The 26,498-nt window shown below is 36.5% G+C and carries 26 protein-coding genes and 1 tRNA gene; 4 read left to right on the top strand and 23 right to left on the bottom strand.

Going from position 1 to position 26,498, the window contains the following annotated elements:
* Positions 1–75: 75 nt before the first annotated feature.
* From GVN22_RS04000 to atpD, 11 genes are all read right to left on the bottom strand, one after another.
* Positions 76–537: a MarR family winged helix-turn-helix transcriptional regulator gene (locus GVN22_RS04000; protein WP_095160692.1), complete on the bottom strand. Its 462-nt coding sequence runs from the start codon at positions 535–537 to the stop codon at positions 76–78.
* Positions 538–904: 367 nt separating this feature from the next.
* Positions 905–1,645 (bottom strand): hypothetical protein, encoded by a 741-nt coding sequence (locus tag GVN22_RS03995; RefSeq protein WP_166549760.1) that lies wholly within the window; start codon positions 1,643–1,645, stop codon positions 905–907.
* Between the two features lie 196 nt (positions 1,646–1,841).
* Entirely contained in the window at positions 1,842–2,378 is a 537-nt protein-coding gene (locus GVN22_RS03990) for a hypothetical protein (protein WP_166549759.1), read from the bottom strand.
* 103 nt (positions 2,379–2,481) lie between these two features.
* Positions 2,482–4,857, bottom strand: a complete 2,376-nt coding sequence (locus GVN22_RS03985) for a hypothetical protein (protein WP_166549758.1) — start codon at positions 4,855–4,857, stop codon at positions 2,482–2,484.
* Positions 4,823–5,851 carry a hypothetical protein gene (locus GVN22_RS03980; protein WP_166549757.1) on the bottom strand — a complete coding sequence of 343 codons (1,029 nt, stop codon included), beginning with the start codon at positions 5,849–5,851 and terminating at the stop codon, positions 4,823–4,825. The genes GVN22_RS03985 and GVN22_RS03980 overlap by 35 nt, the downstream gene beginning before the upstream one ends.
* 185 nt (positions 5,852–6,036) lie before the next feature.
* A complete protein-coding gene (locus tag GVN22_RS03975) occupies positions 6,037–7,281 on the bottom strand; it encodes a cyclopropane-fatty-acyl-phospholipid synthase family protein (protein WP_166549756.1) in 1,245 nt (414 codons plus the stop codon).
* A gap of 20 nt (positions 7,282–7,301) precedes the next feature.
* Positions 7,302–8,096 carry a DUF1365 domain-containing protein gene (locus GVN22_RS03970; protein WP_166549755.1) on the bottom strand — a complete coding sequence of 265 codons (795 nt, stop codon included), beginning with the start codon at positions 8,094–8,096 and terminating at the stop codon, positions 7,302–7,304.
* Positions 8,093–9,358 (bottom strand): NAD(P)/FAD-dependent oxidoreductase, encoded by a 1,266-nt coding sequence (locus tag GVN22_RS03965; RefSeq protein ID WP_166549754.1) that lies wholly within the window; start codon positions 9,356–9,358, stop codon positions 8,093–8,095. The genes GVN22_RS03970 and GVN22_RS03965 overlap by 4 nt, the downstream gene beginning before the upstream one ends.
* Positions 9,359–10,390 carry a cyclopropane-fatty-acyl-phospholipid synthase family protein gene (locus tag GVN22_RS03960; RefSeq protein WP_166549753.1) on the bottom strand — a complete coding sequence of 344 codons (1,032 nt, stop codon included), beginning with the start codon at positions 10,388–10,390 and terminating at the stop codon, positions 9,359–9,361.
* Positions 10,391–10,875: 485 nt separating this feature from the next.
* Positions 10,876–11,106 (bottom strand): ATP synthase F1 subunit epsilon, encoded by a 231-nt coding sequence (atpC, locus tag GVN22_RS03955; RefSeq protein ID WP_095160701.1) that lies wholly within the window; start codon positions 11,104–11,106, stop codon positions 10,876–10,878.
* Between the two features lie 102 nt (positions 11,107–11,208).
* Complete coding sequence (gene atpD / locus GVN22_RS03950) at positions 11,209–12,726, bottom strand: F0F1 ATP synthase subunit beta (protein ID WP_166549752.1); 1,518 nt, start codon at positions 12,724–12,726, stop codon at positions 11,209–11,211.
* A gap of 513 nt (positions 12,727–13,239) precedes the next feature.
* On the opposite strand from atpD, the gene GVN22_RS03945 reads away from it, so the two are divergent.
* From GVN22_RS03945 to GVN22_RS03935, 3 genes are all read left to right on the top strand, one after another.
* The gene (locus GVN22_RS03945; RefSeq protein WP_166549751.1) at positions 13,240–15,684 is read left to right on the top strand and encodes a tetratricopeptide repeat protein; all 2,445 of its coding nucleotides are present in this window, start codon (positions 13,240–13,242) and stop codon (positions 15,682–15,684) included.
* 89 nt (positions 15,685–15,773) lie between these two features.
* Positions 15,774–16,484, top strand: coding sequence for an ABC transporter ATP-binding protein (locus GVN22_RS03940; protein WP_166549750.1), 711 nt, complete (start codon positions 15,774–15,776; stop codon positions 16,482–16,484).
* A 262-nt stretch (positions 16,485–16,746) separates the two neighbouring features.
* Positions 16,747–16,819: transfer RNA gene (locus tag GVN22_RS03935), tRNA-Met, on the top strand.
* Between the two features lie 907 nt (positions 16,820–17,726).
* Here GVN22_RS03935 and GVN22_RS03930 read toward each other — a convergent pair.
* Genes GVN22_RS03930 through GVN22_RS03910 form a run of 5 tightly spaced genes read right to left on the bottom strand, consistent with a single transcriptional unit; the run spans position 17,727 to position 20,237 of the window.
* Complete coding sequence (locus GVN22_RS03930) at positions 17,727–17,969, bottom strand: hypothetical protein (RefSeq protein ID WP_166549749.1); 243 nt, start codon at positions 17,967–17,969, stop codon at positions 17,727–17,729.
* Positions 17,970–17,993: 24 nt separating this feature from the next.
* A complete protein-coding gene (locus tag GVN22_RS03925) occupies positions 17,994–18,248 on the bottom strand; it encodes a hypothetical protein (protein WP_166549748.1) in 255 nt (84 codons plus the stop codon).
* 4 nt (positions 18,249–18,252) lie between these two features.
* Positions 18,253–19,050 carry a hypothetical protein gene (locus GVN22_RS03920; protein WP_166549747.1) on the bottom strand — a complete coding sequence of 266 codons (798 nt, stop codon included), beginning with the start codon at positions 19,048–19,050 and terminating at the stop codon, positions 18,253–18,255.
* Positions 19,047–20,012, bottom strand: coding sequence for a helix-turn-helix domain-containing protein (locus GVN22_RS03915; protein ID WP_166549746.1), 966 nt, complete (start codon positions 20,010–20,012; stop codon positions 19,047–19,049). The genes GVN22_RS03920 and GVN22_RS03915 overlap by 4 nt, the downstream gene beginning before the upstream one ends.
* 21 nt (positions 20,013–20,033) lie before the next feature.
* Complete coding sequence (locus GVN22_RS03910; RefSeq protein ID WP_166549745.1) at positions 20,034–20,237, bottom strand: hypothetical protein; 204 nt, start codon at positions 20,235–20,237, stop codon at positions 20,034–20,036.
* Between the two features lie 172 nt (positions 20,238–20,409).
* Here GVN22_RS03910 and GVN22_RS03905 point away from each other — a divergent pair, with 172 nt between their 5' ends.
* The gene (locus GVN22_RS03905; RefSeq protein ID WP_166549744.1) at positions 20,410–20,589 is read left to right on the top strand and encodes a hypothetical protein; all 180 of its coding nucleotides are present in this window, start codon (positions 20,410–20,412) and stop codon (positions 20,587–20,589) included.
* A gap of 49 nt (positions 20,590–20,638) precedes the next feature.
* Here the strand turns inward: GVN22_RS03905 and GVN22_RS03900 are convergent, their stop codons facing one another.
* The 7 genes from GVN22_RS03900 to GVN22_RS03870 all read right to left on the bottom strand — a co-directional run bounded on the left by GVN22_RS03900 (position 20,639) and on the right by GVN22_RS03870 (position 26,210).
* Positions 20,639–20,827, bottom strand: coding sequence for a hypothetical protein (locus tag GVN22_RS03900; RefSeq protein ID WP_166549743.1), 189 nt, complete (start codon positions 20,825–20,827; stop codon positions 20,639–20,641).
* 58 nt (positions 20,828–20,885) lie between these two features.
* A complete protein-coding gene (locus tag GVN22_RS03895; RefSeq protein ID WP_166549742.1) occupies positions 20,886–21,170 on the bottom strand; it encodes a helix-turn-helix domain-containing protein in 285 nt (94 codons plus the stop codon).
* 416 nt (positions 21,171–21,586) lie between these two features.
* Entirely contained in the window at positions 21,587–23,041 is a 1,455-nt protein-coding gene (locus GVN22_RS03890; protein WP_166549741.1) for a hypothetical protein, read from the bottom strand.
* Between the two features lie 96 nt (positions 23,042–23,137).
* Positions 23,138–23,584 carry a hypothetical protein gene (locus GVN22_RS03885; RefSeq protein WP_166549740.1) on the bottom strand — a complete coding sequence of 149 codons (447 nt, stop codon included), beginning with the start codon at positions 23,582–23,584 and terminating at the stop codon, positions 23,138–23,140.
* Entirely contained in the window at positions 23,581–23,898 is a 318-nt protein-coding gene (locus GVN22_RS03880) for a helix-turn-helix domain-containing protein (RefSeq protein WP_166549739.1), read from the bottom strand. Before GVN22_RS03880 ends, GVN22_RS03885 begins: the two co-directional genes overlap by 4 nt.
* Before the next feature lie 152 nt (positions 23,899–24,050).
* A complete protein-coding gene (locus tag GVN22_RS03875; RefSeq protein WP_166549738.1) occupies positions 24,051–24,869 on the bottom strand; it encodes a hypothetical protein in 819 nt (272 codons plus the stop codon).
* Between the two features lie 24 nt (positions 24,870–24,893).
* Entirely contained in the window at positions 24,894–26,210 is a 1,317-nt protein-coding gene (locus GVN22_RS03870; protein WP_166549737.1) for a site-specific integrase, read from the bottom strand.
* Between the last annotated feature and the right edge of the window lie 288 nt (positions 26,211–26,498).

Here is a 26,498-nt window from a genome sequence, read left to right as displayed (position 1 = left end):
ATTATTTCTAGAAGCAAAAATAGTAAAGACGCATCAACCACTCTTTTGTTGGTATCTATATAGAGTGCTTATTTATTACAAAAACTCTTCAATATTCTCCGCCTTATAATTGGCAGCTTCAGAGTCGACAACCTCACTGATTTGCTCCATCACCTCAAAAAATGTCTGTAGTTTTTCCTCTCCAATTTTTTCATAAATTAGGTTATTAAACATAATTACACCATTACGAGCTTTGTCACGTTTACGTTTACCTTCCTCGGTCAAATAAACTTTTACGACACGGCGGTCATCTTCGTCAGTTTCACGACGAATCCACTTTTTATCTTCAAGCGATTTGAGCATACGCGTCAAGCTACGAGGCTCAAGCCCTAGTGCGGGAGCTATTTTGGTGGCAGGGGTTCCGTTTTTGTCGATATTCAACAAAACATATCCTATAGCCATGGTCATATCAAATTGTGCTGCATAAGAATTATACATTCTACTGATTGCATGCCATCCTGCCTTAATGTGATAATCTACGGTTTTGTCAGCTTTCATATTTCTTCAAGATTTTCATTATTGGGACATAAATCATCTAAGCTAGCGTACAAAATGAAGAGTGATAGTTTCTGAGATTAAGCATTTTAAGATCATAACTCACAGCTCTGCATTAGTACTTACTATAGGGCGAGAGGCAAGAATCTAACTGTAAAATTGTCGCGGATACGAGTGAATAGAGTTTAAGTGGTTTATATATCTTAGGCTATTACTACAGTTAGTAAAAGGTATGCTAAGCATACTAATATAAATGTAAATTTGTGCAAGAATATATTATTATGCAAGCATAACAATATATTTATTTATAAAAAAAGGATAATCGTTTTGACTATCCTTTTTTACTGAATTTATTTAGGGTTAGTTGATATTAAAACATCTTGTCTGGTTTGGCTACAAGTAATCTGAATTTTCGTTCGCCTTTTGTTGTGCGCAAACGTACACTATATTCTCCATTAGATAATTCGTAACTAGGCCATAAAATTGCTTCAGAGCTACTTTTTACTATTACTTGGCATGGTACACCCATCCCTGAAGCTGTACTTACTAAAATTTCGGCTGTATCAACATCATCTTGTTTTACTCTAATCATATCTGATTGCTCGTCACTATGAATTGTTACGCCTTTAAAATCAGGACGATAGATAGCCATAGGGGCATATACTTGGATATTTTTATCTGATTTTACGGCAAGAATACGATAAAACTTAGCAGCTTCCTGTGAGTGAATCTCATGTGTATAAGTAAGTAATTCATTATTTTTCCCTCCCTTAATTTCAGCAATATCTACATAAGATTCCAAATCAGAGCTTGATTGAAGGATATATCGCTTTACTTCGTTGGTTTCGGCAGTCCAAGTAAACTTTACTTGGTCATTTTCCAGAATAGTCTTAAGGTTAATAAGTTCATTAGAAAGACCTACAGCTCTACCTCGTAATGATGACTTAGGGACGTTATTATCATCGTGAGATTTTAAGAGAAATACAACTTCTTTGTCATAGACCAGTTGCTTCACTTTATTTTTGGGATGATATGGTAATGGAGCAACAAAAGATAGATTAATCACAGCGCTTGTCAAAACGCATAAATTGAGCCAAAATGTATATTTCATACAAGTTTATAAATGATTAGTTGGTTTACGGCGGATACCTTATTTGAATCAAATTTCACGCCACTTACCTCCTGAAAATCAAAAAAATACTATATTTTACATTACTGAGTCTTTCAATGGTTAAGTGCTCTATTTCAATGGATAAAAAAAAAGAGGCTCTTTCGAAGCCTCTTTTTTTGTGAACTGAAATCACAATTTATTTTACACGGACACCTTTCATGTGTCTTTCTTTCACTTTCAAATTAGTTAATACACTCTTAGAAAGAAGTAATCTTACACGAGTTGGAAATATCACTAAATACATGTTTCCTTCGTAATCAATTCTTGAAAAACTTGGACTTCCCTTCTGGTCAATCAACTGATAAAAATATTCACCTTTTTCTCCAGGAACAGCCCCAAAACGCAACCAGTTTTCTCCATCAGAAGTTTGTTCGAATGTAATTAACAAAGAACCATTTTCTTCGCGCTGAACCATCCCTGGTGTATTTTTATCCAAAGATATGCGATTGATATATCGCCCATTTTTGAAGAATACCTTACCAGATTTGATATTGGCGTTAGAAGAAGGCACCTCTCTCTCCAGAACTAATGGATTATCATTGTAGAATTGTATTTTAGCTAAATCCAGTTCGTTTTCTTGTAAGGTGTGCATCAAGCTTCCTGTTAAATAAACAGTCTTTTGACAACTAGTTAAAGAAAATACCAGTACTACGAAGAGAAATATTTTTTTCATTGTTTTTTGTGTTAATTCTTGACGGTAAAAATACAAAAAAGAGCCTGCTTATCAAACTGAATAGGTATTCTATCTCTTTGACTAGCCGACGTTTAAAGAACTATTACTTCTTGACTTTCACAAAAGTGCTATAATCTGAGCACTCACGAATTAAGGACTTCTGGAACTTAGTATTCTTATATTTTTCTTTTAAAAGGGTAAAATAGTGTTCGTAATCACGAGCCTTATCTTTAGCAATTCTGGCCTCAAATACGGTGTAATCTTCTTCACCAGACTGGCTATTGGCATGGACAAAGAAGGCTGCATTTTCACATTTAGCAGCACCGAATGCTGCCTTAGCTGCAAGCTCAGCATCAGGGCTTTTTAAGGCTGTTTCAAAATAACTTTTTGCTTTAGTTGCCAAATAATAATCGGTCTCATAATCTTTCTGCACATATCCATTAACTTCGCCTGTACTCCATTCGCGACGTAATAGCACCCACGAGTTACCTTGATACGACATACTGTACGCTCCACAACCCAATAAATAAGCCGCCTCAAAATCGTTAGGATTATCTGACAAACGACTAGCCAACTCTTGCATTTTTTGTGCAAAAGCTACTGGAGTGTAAGTACTACGTTTTTCTTTATTAGTCGTAGTCATAAAGAAAGGATCTTCGTTGAAATAGCTCTTCCAAGGCTCCTGACGCCATACCTCTGGTGCTACTTTTTCAAATGCCTTAGTTGCTTTAGCATAATCATGCTCCGACAAGGCACGGCGACCCAACAATACATACAAATGATCTTGACTAAAACCTGTCATCGATTGAAGCAAAGAATCATAAGCTGATTTTTTTGACTCTTGAAAATAGGCAATTACTTGTTCAATGGTTTTGGATTCGGTGGTGTCTTCGATGGCATACATATCGGTTTGCGACATATATCCTCCATACTCATTACCAGAATTTGTTTGGTAGCTGGTCAATGCAGCCAACAAATATGCCTTGGCTTTGGGATAAGGAATCGTAACCTTTTCGGGTTCGCTTTTCTTATTCATACAACTAGCCAACCAGCCTTGTTTTTCTTCCTTCTCGTGTGGCAAACGACCATAATAACGTGCTATCAATTGCTTTGAAGCTTCTGCTAAAGCATTGCTCATGCGAAAATCTTTCGGCTTGCCAAATGATGCCAATACTGGTGTAATTTCGTCTTCTAATTCTGGGGTAATTTTAGGTGATTTATTACTTAGCAACAACAATTCTTGGATTTCCAATTGCTTACTCAAACCAGTATTTGGCTTAACCACTAATTTTGCTTCAGCCAAATATTCAGCAGACTTATCAAAATTCTTTTCTATATATTCCAAATAAGATAAGGCTCCCAACCAAAAACCCGTCTTAGGAACTTGTGGATTAGTAGAACAAGCTGTGGCAAAATCTTTTAGTTTTTGCCAATATGGAATAGCCTTATCGTGATTTTCTTTTTCTTTATTAGCATCAGGTTCGCCCATCCAATAGTCTACTTGCTTGTAGTAAAGCGCTTCATTCTTGTTGATTTCTCGTGACATCACGAGCTCTATCAAAGGATGTGTTGGGTCTAAATCAACCATTTTTTCCAAAAACTTCAACCCTTCTTCACTAGGTTTGATTGCTGCGAAAGCATATACAGCTGCTTTTTCATGGCTATTTTTACACAAGGCAACAGCCCCTTCCTGAAATCCTATTCCTCTTGAGCGAATACTTAAGTCTGCCGCATGGCGACGACTTGGACAACGGTCAAATACTTGAGCAAAATCGTAATACGCCTGTACCGAATCGCCCAAAGCAATGAGTGCGCCAGCCTTGCGAGATAAGGCCCAGTCGGAGATATAGGTCTTTTTCTTCAAAGGTTTTATCGCTGCATCATATACTTGCAAGGCCTCTTGCGGTTGGTCGTTCATCATTGCCAACTTGATTGTTTGGAAAGCGTATCGTTCTTTCACAAACTCATCTTTCAATTGGGGCAATGCGACTTTGGCATTTGTAAATAACTCGACTAAAGCAACCGTATCTACTTTAGTTTCTGTAAAATAATCAACCGTTTCACGCTTATACGCTTGGTCAATGCCACGTACAAATGTAATATAATCGGCAGCCTCAGCTTTTTGATGACTTGCCAACCAATCTTGCAATGCTGAAGACGTTCCGTAAAGAGACTGTTCAATTTGTTTTTTCGATACCTTCCCTCCTACATATTTGCTCCAAGCTGAGATATTGAGCGGTTTTTCGTGGTCAATAGTATCTTCATTGCCGACGTTATAATCGTCATAATCATTATAAAAAAACTGAGACGAATACGCATATTTTAAATCACCTCTCTTTACGGTAGCAGATTCAGGCATGAAAAAACCCATAAATTCATCGTAATCTACCATGCCAGGACCACAAGCTAAAATGGTAAAAATTACAAGCGAGGCAACAGACTTTTTACTCAGGTTGATATAGTTCTTTAATTTGTTCATGTGTATAAGTTTTGAGACTTTCGGAATCCAAATGATATAAGGCAAATGTAAGTTTTTGATTTGATATTTTCTTCTTTATCAATCGACAACCTTTTGAGAGGTCATCATAAGCCACTTCTTCGGTTCGGAAGACATCTCCTTTTCGAATTCCTATACCCCATAAAGTGGTATCTCGCTGTGCGATAAACCGATTTTTATCTTGTTCAAATAAAGATATACTACTAAAATCCTTGGAACTGACGGCATTCAAAAAATACTGAAATTGATGATTTCGATACCCTACAGTCCAATGAAAGGCAGGCATTACCAAATCCAAAGGCAAAGGATATTCAGACAATTCGCCGATATATTGGCTTAGGACGTCGGGCGTAAAAATTGAATTTGCCGTTTTTTCATTTTTCCAATCTGCCATATTATAGCACATCAACATACCTCGTTCGACAGGAGGTACGCCTGTTTTTTCTGAAAATTTAACTTGATGCAACCTAATCGTAACGCTGATATGAGGATACTTCTTACGAAGAATCGTTAATAGAGTAAAATATTTTTTCTTGGTAGATAAAGTCCAGTCGCAATCTATTTGAATTTCATTATTCCCGACAGATTCGCCTATCCAACCCTGATGAATAACCTCTATTTTATCTACTATTTTTTCAGCAAAATCTTCCAAATAACGCGGTTCAAGCCATTTCAAGGTTTGATTGGTCAGATATACCACGGGTACAACACTCATTCCTTGAGGTACTTTTTGCTTGGGTATCAATACGGCTTTGAAAGTTGGCTTTGCGGTACGCTCATCCAAATCCACATCAAAATACTTGACATATAACTTTTGAATATGATTATCTGTAAGGATTTGCGCTTCATCATTGGACAACTTAAAAACGGTTTTCCAATAATAAAAAGCTGGCGTGATTTGCTTGGGAGGCTCCGAAGAGTTACAAGCCCAAACAAATGTTAGTAATAACAAAAAGCAATAGAAGGGAAATTTCATTTTTCTCAAAACACAGGTATTTCTATCTTATACATATTCCTGTTTTATGATAGGATAACAGCAAAAAATCTTTGAGTAAAAGTAAGTGACTTCATATTAAAACGCTGTCAATTACTTCTACCCAAAGAATACTTCGCCAAAAATACAGGCTTGTTTTGAGAGTTAACGATATAGGTACGAAAAACTTATCGAGTGGTATTATTCGGTCGTGTATAGGTCAATTGCATTACATGAATATTACGGCTGGCAAAGGCAGCCTCGCAATAATTCAGATAATAACTCCACTTACGAATAAACGTATCATCAAAGCCTAGCGCCTTGACTTGTTGAATATTTTGATGAAACTGGTCATACCACAATTTCAAAGTATAGGCATAATCCAAACCCATATCTTTGAGGTTGACCATAGTAAAATCACTAGTTTTGTTGATAGCCTGATTAATAGCTCCTACCGAAGGCAACAACGAACCAGGGAATATATATTTCTGAATCCAATCCACGCCTTTTCTTAAAGAACTATAGCGAGAATCTGGACTGGTGATTACTTGAAAAGCCAGAATACCATCTTTTTTGAGGAGTTCGTTGCATTTAGCAAAATAGACTGGCAAAAATTCATGCCCAACTGCTTCTAGCATTTCGATGGAAACAATCTTGTCGAATTTTCCTGTAATCAGGCGGTAATCTTTCAACAAAATCTCGACTCTATCGCTCAAGCCCTCGGCTTTTACTCGCTCAGTCGCCAGCTTATGTTGCTCTTCCGAGATAGTTACAGAAGTAACTCTACAACCATAATTTTTGGCCATGTAGATAGCATTAGCGCCCCAACCACTTCCAATTTCGAGTACATGGTCGGTAGATTTGAGATGCAACTGACGGCACAAACGTTCATACTTTTCGAGTTGAGCCTCTTCTAATGACAAGCCTTTTTCTTTAAAATAAGCACTCGAATACGTCATAGAAGGGTCAAGAAACAGCGCAAAAAAATCATTATTCAAATCATAATGTTCGGATATATTCTTTCTAGAACCATCCAAGCTATTCGCACGCCCTAAATGATAGATTTTATTACTCAACTTGAGTAGGTTCAAAAGCCAGTTTTGGGTTTTATTACCAGAAATAACAGGGACATTTTCGAGGTTATCCAAAAACCAACGAATTACCTGCGTAATATTATTGGTATCCCAAAAACCCATTACGTAGGCTTCGCCAAAACCAATATCTCCGTAAAGCATGATATGCTTAAAAAATCGTTCGTCTTTAATCTCAATTTTAGCTGTTGGAAAGACCTGCGTGTTTCCAAAAAATAACACTTCTCCACTTGGTAATGTCACTTGTAATTTACCCAAGGTCATTTTTTGCAAAACATCCAAAATCGCTTTTTGATAAAAACTAGGTTTGGTACGCTGTGTATTTTTCAAAGTTGTTGTCATAACAAAATAAGGATTTATGGTTAGTGAGAAAGGGGTCTATATATGTCTCTTTGAAGCTCTGGATGCGATTTTTTGGCATAAAACGGAAGCCGTTTCAGCCACAATACAAAAGCATTCCAATGAATGAGCCACATAATACGAAGGGTAATCATCGGAAATCGAATCGCATACCAAGCGACATTGGCATTGGTTAGTGGCTTCTTTTTACCCCAAAGCGTACTTTTGAAAAAGGATCGATCTGCTTTAAAATCATCTATCTTGATATGCAACGACTCATTGGGTATACGAAGTTTGAAGTCAAATTCGGCGTCCATATCAATGAAAGGCGACACATAAAAATGCTTGATTTCTCGATGCTCGAAGCGTTCTTCCTTTTCCAGAAAAGACTGAATCAAATAGGGCTTCATTTCTCTGAATGTATTACTCACCTCCGCAACTACACATACAGGGTGTTTTTTTTCATCAAAACAGTAATAAAATGATACAGGATTGAACTGATATCCCCATGTAGTAAGGTGGGTCAAAAGCATGATTTTTCCACCTTTCAAATCTATTCCTTGGGCATGCAAGTACGTCAAGATTTGCTCCTTGACATCTTTATTAGTTTCAGGCTTTTCTTTTGGGTACTGCAAATGATTTTTATCAAAAAAACTAAATACATTCCAACGATTTCGACTAATCCATTTCACATGTTTTGGAATGATATCAAGTTCATCTAAATCAAGGTAAAACATAAACAGCTTATACGTGAATCCATGTTTGATGGGCTCACTTCGCTGGTGCATTACCTTACATTCATAGATACAGGATTTCATGAGCCATAAATATTTTTGCCCGTAAGCGTTCTACATAAGTTCACCGCAGAAGTAAAAGCATCTTCATGGAAGCCATATTTGAAATAACTTCCACAGAAATAAATACCTCCTTCGGTATTCAGCAAATGCAATTGTTGCTGTGCTTGCATAGCTGGAACATCAAACAATGGGTGCTCATATTCTATCACTTTCAATATCTTGGAAGGATTGATATTGGGCTGAGCGTTAATCGAAACAAAGTAGTTTTTCTTCTTAGAAACGCCCTGCAACTGATTCATCCAATAAATAATTGAAGGCTGCAAACCTTTTTCGGTTGACTCAATCCGATAATTCCAACTACTCCAAGTCAAGCGATTTTGAGGCATAATAGACTCGTCGGTATGTAGCGTTGCAATATTTTTCTGGTACTTAAACTTGGATAACAATTTATCTTGTAAAACAGAGGGCTCTTCGAGCAAGCCCAACGCTTGGTCGCCATGAGTGGCAATGATGACTTTATCAAAAAGCTCAGTTGTGCCATCACTAAGCAACACGCTCACGCCATTTGCTTCTTTTTTGACACTTACCGCAGCACGACCTATCTGTATTTTTTCTTGAAAAGGTTTTATCAAAATATCTCGATACATACGGCTTCCGCCATCGAGCGTGTACCACTGATGTTGCGTGTTGAGTCCCAAAAAACCATGATTATAAAAGAATCGAATCAGGGAAACAGCAGGGAAATCGAGCATCAATTCCATAGGTGTCGACCACACCGCCGAGCTCATAGGCACAAGGTATTTCCAGAGCATATCCTCGCCAAAACCAAATTCACGGATATATTCACCTAGGGTATGGTTCTGGTATTTGGGGTCGTCCAAAATCTTGATAGATTGTTCATTGAAACGACCGATTTGCAAAAGCATTTTCCAGTGTTTCAACGAAAAAATCTGTTTTCTCTGCGCAAACAAGCCATTTAGTCCTGAGCCACAATACTCTAGCTGAGAAGGTACGTGTTGCACACTAAAAGACATATCTGTCTTTTTGATAGGAGCTTTTATTTCATCAAAAAGTTTACACAAATTTGGATAGGTCTGAAAGTTAAAGACCATAAATCCTGTGTCGATATGTACAGGAGTACCTTCCTCATCGACGGTCACGGTATTGGTATGCCCGCCGATATAGTTATTTTGTTCAAAAAGAGAAATATCATAATCCTGATGGAGAAAATGACCGCATCCCATCCCAGCAATGCCAGTTCCTATGATTGCTATTTTTTCCATCTAGTTTTTCTTGAATAAATAATGACTAATCATCCACTCATTACCGCCGTTGTAGGCAAACAATTCGGCACAAGCCAAATAAAATAAACGCCAATATACCCACCATTTCACCGCTTGGTCTTTCCCATAGGTTTGCTCAAACAAAGGCATAATTTGTGCTTTATGAGCATCCATTTTTTGTAGCCATGCTTCTGATGTTTTGCCATAATGCGTACCATTCACATGCCAATGCTTATCTACCGAAAGATGGTCATTGAAGTAAAATAACAAATGGTCGCTTGGCATAATACCTCCTGTGAAGAAGTATTTACTCATCCAGTCGGACTCGTCAATTACTTCAAACTTATAGGCATATTCTTTATGCGTAAAAATGTGGACAAAGAGTTTTCCTGAGGGCTTCAAGAATGACGATATTTTCTGTAGTAAAAGTCTGTAGTTACGCATGTGTTCAAACATTTCGACAGATACTACACGGTCATAATGTTCCTTATGAGTATCAAACACATTGATGTCTGAAGTAACTACTTGAAGGTTTACAATGCCTCTTTGACGCGCTTGTTCGTCGATATGAGCCTTCTGTGTTTTGGAATTTGATACTACTGTAAAACGGCTTGCAGGATATTTAGCAGCCATATACAATGACAGTGAGCCCCATCCACATCCCAATTCGAGCACATCCTGTCCATTGGCTAATTCGGCACGCTGACAAGTCAGTTCGAGCATGTCAGCTTCGGAAGTATCCAAATCGGTTACCCCTTCTTTCCAATAACCACAAGAATATTTGAGATGCTTCCCTAAGCAATACTGATAGAATTGGGTTGGCACTTCATAGTGCTGTTCGTTTGCTTCTGCTGTATTGATAGCAATAGGCGAGTTACGAAGCTCCTCAAGGAGATTCAGAAAATGTTGATGTTGCAATTCTGTTTCGCCTTTATTTTCATCTTTCAAACGCTGTTCGACCAATTGTCGAATGCCATAACGAATTAAAAAATCGGGCAATAAATCTTTTTCGAGCAATGAATTATACCACATAAAACAAAATAAGGTTAGTAAATAAGGACAATAAAGTATCAGGGTGAATGCAAAGGAGCATCACCAATATTTTTACAATAAAGGATTCAAATTTTAAGAACTAAGAATGGTTTTCTTAACAGGAGTAAAAGCCTCAAAACAACAACAACACGCTAAGACTCCAGATAAAAATTGACTAAAAGCTTGAGATATAGTAATCATTTATTCATGGATTGGTTACTTCCATACGGCAAAAAAGATTAAATTAACAGTATATCTGCGGCATATTTTGGTAGTATTCTTCAGATAATTATGCAAGCATTCTAAAATAACTAATACACTAATAACAGCTAACTTTTTTTACTTATCTGAAGTGTTCTGAAAATATCTACGAAGAAAAAGGGAGTTTAGATTTGGGAAGAAATAAATAACTGTAGAAACATATAAAAAACAAAAAGCGACACAGTCAGACTGTATCGCTTTTGAAGAAGGCATTGTAAAGCAAATTACAAAACAGCTTCGGCCAAAACTAGCACTTTGTTGTTAACTACTTCAACCACTCCGCCGTCGATTGTAAATTCTTGCTTATCAGCCATCAAAGTGCCTTTACCCAACGTAGAAACGATTGGGGCGTGGTCTTTCAAAATTTGGAAAGAACCATTAGTTCCAGGCAAGGTTACCACTGATACTTCACCAGAGAAAACCGTCTTATCCGGAGTAATAATTTGTAAGTTCATTTCTATAAGAATTTGAAAATTTGAGAACCTGAAAATTTGAAAAGAATTCAAATCAAAAATGTGTCAATTCTGCTCAAACTGACACATTTTCAAATTTCCAAATTATTTAGCTGCGTCTGCCAACAATTTCTCACCTTTAGCAACTGCATCTTCGATAGTACCTACCAAGTTGAATGCAGCTTCTGGCAAGTGGTCATACAAACCATCAATGATTTCGTTGAAACCTTTGATCGTATCGTTGATGTCTACCAACGCACCCTTCAAGCCTGTAAATTGTTCAGCTACGAAGAATGGTTGAGACAAGAAACGTTGTACACGACGAGCACGAGATACAACCAATCTATCTTCTTCAGACAATTCGTCCAAACCAAGGATAGCGATGATATCTTGTAATTCTTTGTAACGTTGTAAGATTTCTTTCACACGTTGAGCGGTATTGTAGTGTTTGTCACCCAATACGTCAGCAGAAAGAATACGAGAAGTAGAATCCAATGGGTCTACTGCAGGATAGATACCTAACTCAGCAATTTTACGAGACAATACCGTAGTAGCATCTAAGTGGGTAAATGTTGTTGCAGGAGCAGGGTCAGTTAAGTCATCGGCAGGTACATATACCGCTTGTACTGAAGTAATTGAACCACGTTTTGTTGAAGCAATACGCTCTTGCATCGCACCCATTTCAGTTGCCAATGTTGGTTGGTAACCTACGGCTGAAGGCATACGACCCAAAAGGGCAGATACCTCAGAACCCGCCTGAGTAAAACGGAAGATGTTGTCGATAAAGAAAAGGATATCACGTCCTTTGCCTTCGCCATCACCATCACGGAAGTATTCAGCAACTGTCAAACCTGACAAAGCAACACGAGCACGTGCACCTGGAGGCTCGTTCATTTGACCGAAGATAAAGGTAGCTTGTGATTCTTTCAAAGCATCTTCATCTACTTTGCTCAAGTCCCATCCGCCTTCTTCCATAGAGTGTTTGAATGCTTCACCGTATTTCACGATACCTGATTCAATCATCTCACGCAACAAGTCGTTACCCTCACGAGTACGCTCACCTACACCAGCAAATACAGAAAGACCTTCGTAAGCTTTTGCGATGTTGTTGATAAGTTCTTGGATCAATACAGTTTTACCTACACCTGCACCACCGAACAAACCGATTTTACCACCTTTTACATAAGGAGCAAGCAAGTCAATTACCTTGATACCTGTAAATAAAACCTCAGTAGAAGTTGCTAATTCTTCAAACTTAGGAGCATGACGGTGAATAGGCAATCTTGTAGCAGATACTGGTTGAGGAATACCATCGATTGCTTCACCTACTACGTTAAACAAACGTCCTTTGATAGCATCGCCCGTAGGAACAGAAATAGGTTGACCTAAGTCAAATACTTCTTGACCTCTCTGAAGACCATCTGTACCTTCCATTGCGATTGTACGTACACGGTCTTCACCTAAGTGTTGTTGTACTTCAAGGATAACTTTTGTGCCGTTGGCTTTCTGAACCTCCAAGGCATTCAAGATTGCAGGAAGCTTAGAGCCTTCGCCTTCGAAGCTTACGTCTACAACCGGACCGATTACTTGCGTAACCTTTCCTTTATTGACTGCATTTGCCATTTTGTATTGTGATTTTGTTATCTGATTATCAAGTGATTAAGCAAAGTGTGAATTTGCTATACCGTTTCGGAGCGCAAAATTACTCTGTAAATCTCAGATAACCAATTGTTGTTTTTGGATTTTTACCAGTTTTTTTGCTGAAAAGGTATAGGTTTTGTTGAATCTTATTTAGTTTGGCTCTTATTGCCATCCTGCTTTTTCTACAGCACACTCTTGCTTTTGCCATATTTTTCCTTTTCAATGTTCCAAAAAAAATCTATTTGTTTTAGATAATTCGTTTTTTTCAGAATTTGACAAAAAAAATTAAGGCAAATTTTCATCTTTTCGAAATGAGATTTTTTTTCGAAATTTTCCTAAAAAAAATTCAACTAACAATTCAAATTCAACTTACTCGTTTATTGAATTTGACTAAATAGCTCAATTTTTCAGGTATACGTTCTAAAGAATTCGTTGTATTATTGCGCTACTAATTCGACCAGTAGTGGTTTAGCATCATCTTATTCCCTCAAATTCATGAATCATTCTTTCGCTTTTTGGAAACATTGGCAAAAAAATACTCAGTGGCTTTTTCTCTCTGCACTCGCTCTTCTACTGACTAGCTTGGTTGGTTTGGCCTATTACTATGTCAATTATCTAGAAAATGTCATTCATTGGGATATTCTAAGCGAACTCGACGACATTACTATCAGTCTCGACCCTGCCCAAAGTGCTGATGGAATGTTACATATTCCAAGCAAAGCATATATTATTCGTGAACAATTTCTGGCTTCAACGATGCGTATCAACATCGAAGCTTCTTGGATTTTTACTATTTTAGCTATTGTCGCACTTTCGCTCATTTATACTGGCATTACCTTTATTTCTCGTACTTGGTATCTCATCTTTACAGGTATAAGTGTCTTTTTGCTTATGACCTTGCAATGGGATTTGTTTCTCAATCGTACAGGAAATTGGGTAGGATTCGGTATAATTATTGGTTTTGTAGGCTTGAGTTACTTTTTCCATGCCTTCAAACGCGATGCCTCTACTGCAATAAGGTTTCTGACTTTTTTAGTCTATTGGTTAATTGTTGGAGGTGCTATAATCAAGACATCTTCTTACTTAAGTGCAATTACCCATTTTTCTACTCAACTCATTCCTCAAGTTTTTATCTTAGGCGCTCTTTTTGTATTTGGGATTGCTTATGAAGTACCTAAATGGTTTGTTTTTATCAGTACTCGTGCTCAAGGCTCTCAAAATTTACTCAATTTTGTAGTACTTACACTGATTTACTGGATCAATGTACTGTTGATTTTCCTACACAACAACAAAGTAATCGATTGGGATATGCTTTATCTCAATCCATTTTTGCTATTTGGATTATCCACGGTATTAGGGATTTGGAGTATCACAGACCGTATGATTTTAGCCGCCAAAGTCCTCAATCATGAGTTTGCTACAGCCTTGATATATATTGGTTTAGCAATTTTGAGTACATCTGGGATTTTTTATGCTTTCGCCACTGCCAATGACCCAATGATTGAAGTTTGGGAGGATATTATCACTTATTCTAATCTAGTGATGGGCCTATTATTCTTATTGTATGTACTATCCAATTTTTATGGACTTTTCCAACAAGGATTGCCTGTTTCGAAGGTACTATACAAGCCTCTAAGTCTGCCTATCTATGTATTTCGTATCATGGCATTAATTATTTTGGTGGCATTATTTTCGATGAAATCCTTCTACACACTCAATCAGGCAATAGCATCGTATTATAATTCATTGGGTGACCATCAGGTAGCAAATCAAGACTATCGTTTTGCTGAGGTGGCCTATAAACAAGCCATAGGAGCCGAATTTCGCAACCATAAAACCAACTATGCTTTGGCTAGCTTAGCACTCTTACAAAACGATAATGAAACAGCTGCTATCTATTTTAAAAGAGCTTTAGCCAAAAATCCATCTCCGTATGCTTACGAAGGGCTGGCACGTTCTTTCTCTGATCGTGATCGCTTTTTTGACGCTATGTTTACCCTTAAAGAAGCAAGTAAGCAATTTCCTCAAAACACTGAAATTCTTACAAACTTAGCGTATCTCTATAACAGAGCAAAACAACTAGATTCCAGTTTGATTTATTTAGAAAAAGCTCAGGAATTTTCTAACAATTCCCCTATTACTGCTAGTAATTTGGTAGCATTTTGGGCAAAAAATGGCAAACTAGCTACTCAAAAAGAATATACGCAACAGCTCAAAGCAATTGATTATCCAAGCTATCAGGCCAACGCACTTGCTCTTAAGCTAAGTACGCAAGCTCAAGCTGAAGTAGTCCAGGTTTCAGCAAACCAACAAAAAGCCTTGGATGTATCTACTTTTGCTTGGATTTACAATGCGGCTTTATTCCAGAAAAATCTTGGCGCTGTGATTCATTTACGTGACTTCGCTCAAAAAGCCGAAAATGACCAATATTCAGAAGACTTAGAATTTGCCCATGCTTTACAACAATTTTATAAGGGGGATAAGCAACTTACTTTTGAACAATTACAAGCTTGGGCAAGCTCAGATACCAGTTCTAACAAAGCGCAATATTACCAAGTCTTGTTAAATACATTGGTTAAAAAAGAGAGTACCAGCGATAATTTTTCCGAAAATATTGTAGATGCAAAAGCAGCTCAATTAGCCATCTATCAGCATCCTCTCAATGAAAAGGTCTTGGAAAAAGTGAGTACTTTTTATAACAAAAATAAAAAACCAGAAGAAGCGCATCGTATTCTAAACAATGCCTTGAAATGGAGAAAAGATAATCCTGCCATTTGGCAAATGTATATATTGCAATGTCTTACTATTGGAATGGAACCTTATGCCAAAGATGCTTTGATAGATCTTCAAAAACGCTTCCCTACCGATTATCAGCGTTTTCTGCCTCAATATCAAGCTAAAATCGCTCTTATCGAAAAACAAAGTGCAGGTTTTCAATAAATAAGTATGTTTGTTTTAGGAAAAAAGCTCAAGTCTCCTTTTGCCCATTGCATAGGAAGTTTACTTTCACTTTAACCATTCAAACATTCATGAAAATTATTGAAACTACCAATATTTCAAAGCGCTATATCATGGGCGAAGAGGTAATCGACGCACTCAAATCGATTTCTATTTCTGTCAACAAAGGTGAATATGTAGCATTTATGGGACCTTCAGGTTCGGGCAAATCTACCTTGATGAACATTGTTGGCTGTTTGGACACACCTACTTCGGGACAATATATTTTGAATGAACAAGATGTGAGTAAAATGAGCGATGATGCTTTGGCAACAGTTCGTAACAAGGAAATTGGTTTCGTATTTCAAACCTTTAACCTATTGCCACGTCAGTCCTCGCTTGAAAATGTAGCTTTACCATTGATTTACGCAGGCTATTCCAAAGCCGACCGTATAGAAAAAGCGATGCTCGCTCTCAAAGGGGTTGGTTTAGAAAACCGTGCAGGTCACAAGCCTAATGAGCTTTCAGGCGGTCAGCGCCAGCGTGTGGCTATCGCCAGAGCCTTGGTCAACGACCCTTCTATCCTACTCGCCGATGAGCCAACAGGTAACCTTGATAGTAAAACCTCTTACGAAATCATGGACTTGTTTGACCAATTACACTCAAAAGGCAATACGATTGTAATGGTAACTCACGAAGATGATATTGCTCAATACGCGCACCGAATTTTGCGTTTGAGAGATGGCTTAGTAGAAAGTGACAAGATAAACCCAGATGTACGCAAGGCAAAAGGGATGTTCTAAAAACTGATTTTTGCTCATTTTCATGATACACATTTATATAAAAGTCAAAAAAGTAGGTTTTCAAGGAAGCCTACTTTTTTTGACTTTTATGAAATATAGAGATACACACACCATTTTTCTTGAAAATTTTTACATTTCCAAAACATTGAAATACAAGTCATTACAAATTATTTTTAAAAATTTTAAAAATTTCTTTCTCAATAGTTTGCATTTCATGTTTCAACTCCCTAATTTTGCAACCCAGTAACAAACACAACAACACCGCAGGATGGAGCAGTAGGTAGCTCGTTGGGCTCATAACCCAAAGGTCGCAGGTTCGAGTCCTGCTCCTGCTACAACTCGAAAGGGTAACTATCAGATTATCAGATAGTTACCCTTTTTCTTTTTTGTTCGGGGACGGTTTCGGGGACTATTTCTATTTTTTTCTCAAAAAATCGTAAAAAAAAATTATGCCTCCTCTGTTTTAACTACCAAAAATTACCCTTCAGGTTGATAACCTTTAACACCTCCTAATCATTTCTATTTTACCATACTGAATTTTCATGTAACTTTATAGCGGCTAAGGTTAATCTATTAGCAATGGTGTGAGGTATTCTGAACGCCACCTCAAAGGACGGTACTAAAAGCCGTCCTTTGTTTTTTTAGTCCTAATATGTATTTTGCATCGTATTTGAAGGGTAAAGCCTAATCATCCTTTAAATAGTGGTAAAAGCAACCTCCAAAGGGTTGCTTTTTTATTGTCTTCGAGTTATTGATACATAGCTCACACCAAAGATGAGGAGGAGGAAATACTTAAAACATTTGATGACAATTTGTTTAAATAAATCGCAATATTAAACGGTATTTAAACACTATTTAAACAAGCACCCTGAAGCCTCCACTATATCACATATCTATATACAAAGCAAAAGCCCCAAACATGATAGTTTAGGGCTTTTAATAGCTTCTATTTCATAATCAAGGATGTTAATTTACTTTGGTCTAATAGCATACATACCAGACGGGGGAAATACATTCTTTCTTAAAATACGAATACCAAATAAAAAAATGTCACGGTGTCTACTATTATTGGGGTACAAAGACCAATCAACAATCTTTAGTATCCGAATACCCATAAAGAATACAAGCTCCACTTTACCTTTTACCAAAGGTTGAGAATCAATTCTAATTAGTGTTCTGGGTTTTATTATTTTTGACAATATTTCATATTTGTGATTTCTAAACATCATACTTGTAAATGGTTTATTGTTCTTGTAATAAAATAGCCTGTATCGCCTCATCTTGGGTCATTGTAGAATCAAGGTCATTTAGTAGGTTTTGAATGTGATTAAATGGATATAGGTCATAATCACAGGGGCGCAAATCACTACTATTCATTATAAACATATTGGCATAAACAAAAGACTGTTTTAGGCTTAACCAGTCTTTAAATGGATGTTTGGACTTGATAGTAATTACAATACTATCTTTAGTAATTTGTACCATGTATTTAGAGTGTGGAGGTTTAAACTAGGATTGCTTTTGGTTTAAAAATACTTGCTTCATGAGTTCATCCATTTTACAACATTGTTTGCCATCTAGTGTAGTGAGGCTTTTTACAAAGTATTCTATTGGGTAAAATGAATCAATATTACCGTAGTTCTCAGCGCTTCTAATTACTTGACTGGACACTTCAAATAATGCCCACAAAAGACTAACATAATCCTCAAAAGGGTTATTGCTAGGCATTTCCACGATAATACTTTTGTCTGTAAATGTTACCATGATTCTAAATTGGTTTAAGTGTGATTCCTTGGTTTAATAATCTTGTCTTTGTTTCTACTAACTCTTTACATATTCTGTAATACGCTATGGTTCTTGCTTGTTTCTTTAGGCTGTCAGGTGATAAGCTCTTATTTTGTGGCAATCCTGCCACATGGTCATAAATTGCCCGTTTTTGCTCATTAGAAATACTACAAACTCCTAGGCGTTCCAAGTCTTCAAAAAGCATCCAGACAGGGGCGATAAACTTAAACTTTGGGTTCTCCTCTATCATATCAGCATATTGATTAGTTACCTCTATCAATTTCTTTTTTAGTTCCTCATCCGAAAGAGGAGGCGTTGGGGCGTGTTCTGTTCGCTCCTTCAGCAAAATTAATTTTCTTGTAACTTCCCTCCTTTTTCCACTTATATACTTCTTTATCCATTGTACAAAGTTGGAACTATTAAAAAATACCCCGTTTTCGCCCGAATAGTCGCCATTTAAGCCACTTTTTAGCGCAAATAGTACTTCATTGCTATTTAGGTGTAAAAAGCCTCTTAAATCAAAAAATATGACTTGTTGCAAATCGTCCATATCCAAACTATTCTGCTTTAATCCTAGGCGTGTGTATGCCGTTTTGATTACTTGGGCTGTCAGGGCTAACAGTTCGGGGGCTGACATATCCCCCAATCGCTTGTTAGTTTCGCTTTGTATCATAGCGCTCCTAACTTCGTTTTCGGATGGGGTCAAGGCTTTTATAGGTTCTTCGGGTTCTAGGATACCTATGTTTGCTTTTGGTCGGTGGGTTGTGGTTATTGCTATCATGCTAATCCAATTTGTTTCAATCGTTCTAGGTTTCTTTGTGTCGCCTCATCAACGGCATTGCTTATTTGGCTTATTCGTCCCTCTTTGGCTTCAGGGTTCGGAGGCTTCGGGGGTGTAGGCTCGTATCTATCAGGAAATAGCCCTTGCCACTCATTTTTTAAACTTGCCTTTATCGTATTGATTCTAACCTCATCGCTTGTACATTGCCTCAAAGCCTCTAACTGCATATCTACAGCCAATTGGGTTTTGATGGGTTTCTTTAGCTTTTTACGCATTTCCACAAACTCCATGAATAGCTGTTTACTTTCGTCCGAAAAACCATCGGGAAACACAAACACAAGACTTTCTTTTTTGGCGCAACTTTTTTCTTTTTTCTTAGCGTCGACCAGAGGAGGCAAAGAAGGTTCAAAACTTGATTTTTCACTTTCAAATTTTTTTTCAACACTATTATTATCCTTAAACTGGTCAATACTTAAACTGGTCAATACTTCTAGTGAGTAATTTTTACTCACCCCCCCTGAGTAACTTTTACCTATCCCCCCTGAGTAAACTTTACTCACCCCCCCTGAGTAACTTTTACCTATCCCCCCTGAGTAAACTTTACTTACCCCCCCTGAGTAATTTTTACTCACCCCCTCCGTGTCTAAATAACCCATTTCGGAGGCATCGCCCATGCCTCGAACGCTCACAAAAACGCCTATCAAATCGGTTTCGACTCTGTACATATTTGACAGGTGAGCGCCAAACTCGTTTTGCCTTGGAGTTACCGAAATAAAGCCCTTTTCAATCAAAGAACGCTTTACTTTCTGGACGGTCTTCAAACTCCATTTGGTATCATGGCAAAGTGTTTCGTTTTTGGGGAAACAGGTACTATTTATAGACAATCGTTTGGCAATATGGAGCAATAAATACAATTCTGAATCATTCAACTCCTCCAATAATACACCATGTACATTTATCATAACAAACTGTATTTTAATAACTTACAAAACATCAAACCACAAATCTAAACACCGTCCCCCTCGTACATGAACCCCTATAAAGCCATCGTCCGAACGGGTAACGTTATCAAAACCAAGCACTATCTTTTCTAATCGCTCAGAATAACTACCATAATACACGCCTCTTTTAAAATCCTCCTTTAATGATTTCGCTAGGCGTTGAATTTCTTTTTTTGTTGCCTTCATAATGGAAAAAATATATTACCTTCACAAACATACAAACAAAACACATACAAAACACAAACCAAATACAAATAATTTACATTGAATATAAATTATATATGTATAAAACACATATAATAGTGTCAGAATATGAAAAAGTATTTACATTTGCCTATTAGATAAAACTTGTAATGTAATGGAAGAAAAAAAGAGTAAGATTGCAACAAAACGAGTAGGCGTAATTATGCCAGTTCCATTAATGGAGCGTGTAGAGAAAAGAACCGACTTTCTTTTTACTGATTTTTCAAATTATGTCAGGCAATTGATTCTAAAGGATTTAGAAACTTTTGAGCAAAGTCAAGGCAAACAATCATAAAAAAGCCCTACAAACGCCAATTTTGAGGTATTTGTAGGGCTTCAGTGTGTTATTGGTCTCTGTATTTGCCAGTTTTGTAAACAATATCTTCCACGGTGGCTTCTGCCATGTAATATTTATCTGCAACTTTCTGGATTACTACACTAGCCTTGTACCCGTCATTATGCCATTTCTTGAAGTCCTCACGCATATCTTTATATTTTGCCCTCAACCGAGCTTTTACGTCTTTTTTCTTCATTGTTTTGTATTTTTTATAAAGTCAAGTAACAAACACAACCCCAATACCTCATTTTTTGCTATTCTTTTACTCTCTGTCGCTTCAAATAGTTGTAAATGGTAGTTTTACTTACTCCTAGTATTTTTGAAGCCTCTGAATAGCTTTTTCCAGATTGTACCAACTCCAATACTTTTACCTCTAGGCTTCGGGTGTCTGTTGGTCGCTTCCAATCGCCCAAAGAGATATAACGCTCAATAGTTCGGTTGGACAGTTCTGTAAGTTTGGCTATTTCACGGGCTGTAAGTCCCATCACAAAGTATCTGTAAGCCTGCTTTTGCTTATCTGTATTCTGAAAAGTTCCCATATTGTCGCAATTGTGGAATGATTAAAACAAATTTCAATTCGATTTAAAGTTTTTGAAAAATTGGGGTGTCGCTAGTGGAGGTACGCAACCAATCGTATTTTGTTGATATTTTTTGGTATGGTACAACTGTACACCCCTGCTACTGCTTTTTGGTTCATTTAGCCCAATAATCTAGTAAAATCGCCCTTTTCAGCTCCAAAACAGCCCTTAAAATGGACGTTTTTCACTGAATATTTGAGGCAAAAACACCGTTTTATAAGGGCTTTAGTAGTTTGTTGATACGTTTAGCCAATAGCCTGTATTTTGCTTTAATTTTGCTTTAAAAAACACACTCAACTATCTAAAAACCAACAAACTAACCGATATTGAACGATTTTGATACAGCAACTCACGAAAACACAAAAAACCTATGTTTTTTAGTCGTTTTGATTCTCTTTTGTTAACTGTTCGAGTAGCTTTTTTGCACTTTCGCCCGTAATCACTTCAGGATGTGGATTATTAGGTTCATTGTACAAAGTTGGGTTATCATGCAAAACCTCAATTTTTATAATCGTGTTGAGATACCCACGATTTACAGCCACCTCCGAACCGTGTAGAATATCCGTGTATATTTCTGAAGTATCGGGGTTTTTGTATGTAATCTGAAGCCATTTGTTTTTATTCACTGCATTCATGATTTTTCTTTTAAAAGTTCTACGTTTATTGCTGTCTTTGTTTCTGCACCGTTTTGCAAAAGGATTGTATTTTTCCGAGCAAAACACACTGTTTGTTTTATTCATGGAAATATCTTTTCCGCACGTTATGCAACATCTTGAACCCGACACCTCTTTAAAAACATTTGGCATAAAAGGTGAACAGGTTTCTAAAAACTGTTTTTGCGACTTTTGTACACTATATTCAAGCGGTACAAAAGTCACATTTCCAAGTGCTTCTTTATCTTGAAAACTTGGTAAAAATGTTACGCTTTTTTCTGCTTTTTGGGACACATCCATGAGCTTTTCCCATTCTTCCAAAACTCTAATTTTTAAATCATTTTGATAATCAAAAGCATTGCACTTTTTCAAGATTCTATCCAATGAAGACTTTGAGTTATAAAGTTTTGCTTTGCTGAAGTTTTGCCAAACAAACGCATTACTCATCGCATAAAAATTAGTCTTCTCTCTTTCGGTTAATACGCTTAAATCTGTATCAGTGGGAACAAAAACGGTATTGTCCAAAACACCCAATAACAAACCAAGCAAAGGAGCTACTTTATTAGGGTCGCAAAGGTCTGACAACCTCGAAATACCCATTCCTTCCAACTGTTGCATTTTAAACACCTTGTATTCAATCCTTAGAATATTCTCTTTAGATAAGCCACTTACATAGCCTTTATCATAAATCTTGATTTCATACTTTGCCCTAACGCAAACCACGCCTATACGTCTTTTCTTGTTAATGGCTTCATACGGTGTATTCCGATGCACCACTACCGATTTAATTAACTTAGATGGAGGATAAGGCAAACGAAGATTTACGCCAAACTCGACACCATGCAAGACCGTACTATTTAGGTCTATTCCAAACTTTACAGACAATTCATTTAACACCCTGAAGACTTCAGACAATGTAAATCTATCATGGTTATTTCCTCCGCTGTTTCTGTATTTATGGATTGAGCCACTTAGTAAACACCGATATTTTGAGGTGTCCAGCGATGAGGGTATAAGCCTAAAGGTTAAGCCGTTAAATTCAGCTTTTGACGGCTCATTTATTACCTCACCCGTACCACGACCCACAAGCAAACGAAAACCGTTATCTATCAATTCGGCACAATCCAACCACACCAAAGCGCAACCGCTAGGGGCTTCGGTACTGATAAAATCTATCATGTTGGGGGATTTGCTTTAGACTGGATTTAAACTATCTTTGCAGTACAATTTTATTAATTAAAATTGAACACAAAGAATTTAGAACGGTGTAGAATGTTATTCTATGCCGTTTTTTTGTTTTAGCTCCAAGATTGTTCCTAAAGCACTTTCACAGAGTAATACACAACAATCCTTACACTCAAATAGGTGTTTAAAAAGTGATTTGTCATCTTTTAATGATTTGCTATCCATAGCTATCATTACATAAAACATACTAACACAAATTGCGCCCTGAATATGGTAATAATCAGGATGTTGCACCAATTTTTCGTTAATGTGTTGTAGTGGGAAAGATTGTAATTTTCGATATACCTCCACTACGTATTTTTGTTGAGTATCACGCAATTTGCCTTGTATATCCTTGTTGTAATGCTTTGTAGTGGTTTGCATTACAATATGGTGCAAAGTACTGAAGGCGTCCAATATATCCCTAATACAGCTTTCTTGTTTTAACAATAGCTTACTGAATTGTTCAAACTGTCTTTTGCTTAATGGCTTACTCATGGCTTTACCTCCTTTCCGATGTTAAAAGCCTTTGGGGATTGTAGAACCTCCGAACGTTTGAACCTTACTTTACAACCTATACGATAAGGCTTTAAAATACCTTTGTCGGGCTTTGACCATTGCCAAATTGTAACCTCACTTACTTGTAATAATTTGGCTACCTGTTCGCGTGTTAAATAAACATCCTCCTCCACATTTGAAGAAATTGGATTACTGAGAAAATTAGACAAGCGAGCTTTAATTAAATCATCAATCTTTGATAAAAGACTTTGCTCATTTGTTTGCTCTACTTGCAAAATGTTAGTGGTTTGCATAAACTGTTTTTTTAGTGGTTTGTATATAAAAAAAGCCGTAAAACGTTGTTTTTCGTTTACGGCTCAAATATGACAGATTAAAAAACTTTACTACACTTTGGGGTAACCCAAAAATTACCACAAAGTTTTTTAGCAGGTTTAATAGCGTTAAACTACCTTAGCTTTTTTAGAAAAAATTCTATTTCCTCTTTATTTTTTTCGCTTGCTTTATTCCATACTCTCAGGGTATCAATGTACTTTCTCGTATTATCGTCTGAAATGCCTAAAATCTGATTTATTAACTCTCCTTTACGTCTATTACTTGTAATATTTTTTACTTCTTCTAATTCAAAGAAACCTATTCTTTCAAGTAACTGAAGCCGTTTGGGCAAATTCCATTTCGTACTATCAATATCAAGTACATTATTTTGCTCAATCAATTCATTTTTTAAGTACATAATAAAATCATACACGCCCAAATCATTAGAAAAGTTATAAATTACGTTATCCTTTGGCTCATTAATTTGTATAATTTCGCCATTTTGATAAAATAGCATATAAGTATAATTCAACTTGTCTAATGTACTTTCAATGAATACTTTAGTAGGTAAAAGATTAGTTTTTAACTGATTCAAATAGCGGTCTTTTTCAAAATCAAAAGATACTTTTCTACAATGCTGTATCATTTCAATATCATAACTATTCAATAAAAGATACTTTATTCCAAACCTAAAAAGACCTAAATATCTGTCTGATTCTTTTTCTAATACTTCAATAGTTCTTTCTACTTCTTTTAATCGTTCCTTGAATCTTATTTCCCACTTACTAATATTACTATCCCCTCTTATTATTCGTCTTTTTTGTAGGCTATATAATACTAAACTCACTCTTTCGGCTTCTTTTTCTTTTTGAGGTAGAACAACAAGAATATTATTACTAATTTCCTGTACCGCATTGAAATACTTATCTAAATCTATTTCTTGAATATTCATTTTTAGAGTATTTAAAAGCCCATTTTAGGCTGTCAGGTTAATAACATTACCAAAACGAGTATATCCACTCTCTGAAGACTTTAACCATGCTAATTTAAAGCGTTTAGCCTTTTCCCTATGAGTAATTTTAATATACTTCATAAATGACTTTTCGGTTTTGTGTCCTGTTACTGCCATTATGCTAAGGGTATCTACTCCTTTCAAATACGCATTGGTAGCAAAAGACCTTCTAGCCGTGTGGGTTGTAATCATTTCCCATTTTTCTAAATACTCAACTACACGCAAACCGCCCTTTGTTATCCGTTTAGTTACCTTTTCTTCAATACTAGCCAATTGACATACCTCTTTGATATAATCATTCATTTTTTGATTACTAATACTTGGTAGTGAATAATTATACTTTTCAAAAATGGTTTTGACCATTGGCAATACTGGTACTGTTACGGGGTCTTCAGTCTTTTGTTGCTCCAATTCTATAAACTGGTCTCCCTCATCATCGGTTTTTATATCGTTCTTGTTTATATTGGTCAAATCTGAAAATCTAAGCCCTGTAAACGCACCAACTATAAATAAATCCCTAACACGCCCTAAACGCTCATTTCCTGACAAATCCAAATCATAAATCTTTTGTAACTCCTTTTCGGTCAAATAAACATTATCAGAATCCTCCGACATGGCTTTAAACTTATTCGTCCTGTACTCTAATTTTTCAATTTGTCCCTTTTCTAAAGCATAATTCATGATACTTTTAAGGGTTGTAATGTACTTACCAATGTTATTTTTAGAGTAAGATTTAGACTTTTGCAACCATTCCACAAAATCACTGTAAAACACCTCATCAATAGTATTAAAGCAAATTACTCTATCATACACCTCTGAAAATTCCCGTAATCTTGTTTCTACTGTTTTGTATCGTTGAATTGAGCGAATAGATAGTTTTCCGTCGTTGTGATTCTTTCTACGTCCTGTATTACTATCCTCCACAAATTGGGTAATGAAAGAAAAAAACTTTTGTTGTGGTGTTGCCTCCTCCTCTATTTGAGGAGGATTTAGGAAGTTTTCAAAGTGTTGTTTTAGATAAGCCGAATCAATTAGCACCTGTTCGGCTTTTAGCTTAGTAATAACTCTATCCCCTTCTTTTTCAAGATTTGATAGTAATTCATTGATAGCGTCCTTTTCTACAGCGTCAAGCACATTTTTAACCCTGTATTTCTCAAAGTTCCAGTGCTTAGGGTTCACTTTTAAGCCTGTAGAAAATTTTAGGCGTTGTCCATCCCATCGGAGTAGTGCGTTAATTGGTTGAGGTGTTTTGGAAGAAGGTTCACGTAAAACAAAAGTCATACTAGCCATAGGTAAATAATATTAAAATTGAACACTGTATTAAAATGTATCACTAATTTACTAACTTTGCAGGACGAAACAATTTGTCGGGGACGGTTTCGGGGACGGTTATACTTAATGTAAGTTAATGTATTGTAGTCTATCTTAATAAAATTACTTTACAATAAAGGCTTTAAAATATTCAAAATCAGTAAATTACGCTGATTATATATAAAACTCGTATAAGTAGCAGTTAAGGGCTTTTTAGTCCTGCTCCTGCTACAAGGCAAAGACGAGCTGAAAAAGCTC

Origin of the sequence: Cellulophaga sp. BC115SP (assembly GCF_009905545.1) — a bacterium.
GTDB lineage: Bacteria > Bacteroidota > Bacteroidia > Cytophagales > Spirosomataceae > Flectobacillus > Flectobacillus rivi.
Note: the sequence above shows the minus strand (reverse complement) of the source record. Positions and strands in the feature narration are given on the sequence as shown.

What these genes read in the sequence shown, in the direction of transcription:
- GVN22_RS03970 (WP_166549755.1), bottom strand. Translation starts at nt 8,096, where the DNA reads ATGAAATCCTGTATCTATGAATGTAAGGTAATGCACCAGCGAAGTGAG.
- GVN22_RS03930 (WP_166549749.1), bottom strand. Translation starts at nt 17,969, where the DNA reads ATGGTACAAATTACTAAAGATAGTATTGTAATTACTATCAAGTCCAAA.
- GVN22_RS03995 (WP_166549760.1), bottom strand. Translation starts at nt 1,645, where the DNA reads ATGAAATATACATTTTGGCTCAATTTATGCGTTTTGACAAGCGCTGTG.
- GVN22_RS03975 (WP_166549756.1), bottom strand. Translation starts at nt 7,281, where the DNA reads ATGACAACAACTTTGAAAAATACACAGCGTACCAAACCTAGTTTTTAT.
- GVN22_RS03925 (WP_166549748.1), bottom strand. Translation starts at nt 18,248, where the DNA reads ATGGTAACATTTACAGACAAAAGTATTATCGTGGAAATGCCTAGCAAT.
- GVN22_RS03940 (WP_166549750.1), top strand. Translation starts at nt 15,774, where the DNA reads ATGAAAATTATTGAAACTACCAATATTTCAAAGCGCTATATCATGGGC.
- GVN22_RS03870 (WP_166549737.1), bottom strand. Translation starts at nt 26,210, where the DNA reads ATGACTTTTGTTTTACGTGAACCTTCTTCCAAAACACCTCAACCAATT.
- GVN22_RS03900 (WP_166549743.1), bottom strand. Translation starts at nt 20,827, where the DNA reads ATGAAGAAAAAAGACGTAAAAGCTCGGTTGAGGGCAAAATATAAAGAT.
- GVN22_RS03895 (WP_166549742.1), bottom strand. Translation starts at nt 21,170, where the DNA reads ATGGGAACTTTTCAGAATACAGATAAGCAAAAGCAGGCTTACAGATAC.
- GVN22_RS04000 (WP_095160692.1), bottom strand. Translation starts at nt 537, where the DNA reads ATGAAAGCTGACAAAACCGTAGATTATCACATTAAGGCAGGATGGCAT.
- GVN22_RS03985 (WP_166549758.1), bottom strand. Translation starts at nt 4,857, where the DNA reads ATGAACAAATTAAAGAACTATATCAACCTGAGTAAAAAGTCTGTTGCC.
- GVN22_RS03910 (WP_166549745.1), bottom strand. Translation starts at nt 20,237, where the DNA reads ATGAAGGCAACAAAAAAAGAAATTCAACGCCTAGCGAAATCATTAAAG.
- GVN22_RS03880 (WP_166549739.1), bottom strand. Translation starts at nt 23,898, where the DNA reads ATGCAAACCACTAACATTTTGCAAGTAGAGCAAACAAATGAGCAAAGT.
- GVN22_RS03990 (WP_166549759.1), bottom strand. Translation starts at nt 2,378, where the DNA reads ATGAAAAAAATATTTCTCTTCGTAGTACTGGTATTTTCTTTAACTAGT.
- GVN22_RS03965 (WP_166549754.1), bottom strand. Translation starts at nt 9,358, where the DNA reads ATGGAAAAAATAGCAATCATAGGAACTGGCATTGCTGGGATGGGATGC.
- GVN22_RS03915 (WP_166549746.1), bottom strand. Translation starts at nt 20,012, where the DNA reads ATGATAAATGTACATGGTGTATTATTGGAGGAGTTGAATGATTCAGAA.
- GVN22_RS03945 (WP_166549751.1), top strand. Translation starts at nt 13,240, where the DNA reads ATGAATCATTCTTTCGCTTTTTGGAAACATTGGCAAAAAAATACTCAG.
- GVN22_RS03890 (WP_166549741.1), bottom strand. Translation starts at nt 23,041, where the DNA reads ATGATAGATTTTATCAGTACCGAAGCCCCTAGCGGTTGCGCTTTGGTG.
- GVN22_RS03875 (WP_166549738.1), bottom strand. Translation starts at nt 24,869, where the DNA reads ATGAATATTCAAGAAATAGATTTAGATAAGTATTTCAATGCGGTACAG.
- GVN22_RS03920 (WP_166549747.1), bottom strand. Translation starts at nt 19,050, where the DNA reads ATGATAGCAATAACCACAACCCACCGACCAAAAGCAAACATAGGTATC.
- GVN22_RS03905 (WP_166549744.1), top strand. Translation starts at nt 20,410, where the DNA reads ATGGAAGAAAAAAAGAGTAAGATTGCAACAAAACGAGTAGGCGTAATT.
- GVN22_RS03885 (WP_166549740.1), bottom strand. Translation starts at nt 23,584, where the DNA reads ATGAGTAAGCCATTAAGCAAAAGACAGTTTGAACAATTCAGTAAGCTA.
- atpC (WP_095160701.1), bottom strand. Translation starts at nt 11,106, where the DNA reads ATGAACTTACAAATTATTACTCCGGATAAGACGGTTTTCTCTGGTGAA.
- GVN22_RS03980 (WP_166549757.1), bottom strand. Translation starts at nt 5,851, where the DNA reads ATGAAATTTCCCTTCTATTGCTTTTTGTTATTACTAACATTTGTTTGG.
- atpD (WP_166549752.1), bottom strand. Translation starts at nt 12,726, where the DNA reads ATGGCAAATGCAGTCAATAAAGGAAAGGTTACGCAAGTAATCGGTCCG.
- GVN22_RS03960 (WP_166549753.1), bottom strand. Translation starts at nt 10,390, where the DNA reads ATGTGGTATAATTCATTGCTCGAAAAAGATTTATTGCCCGATTTTTTA.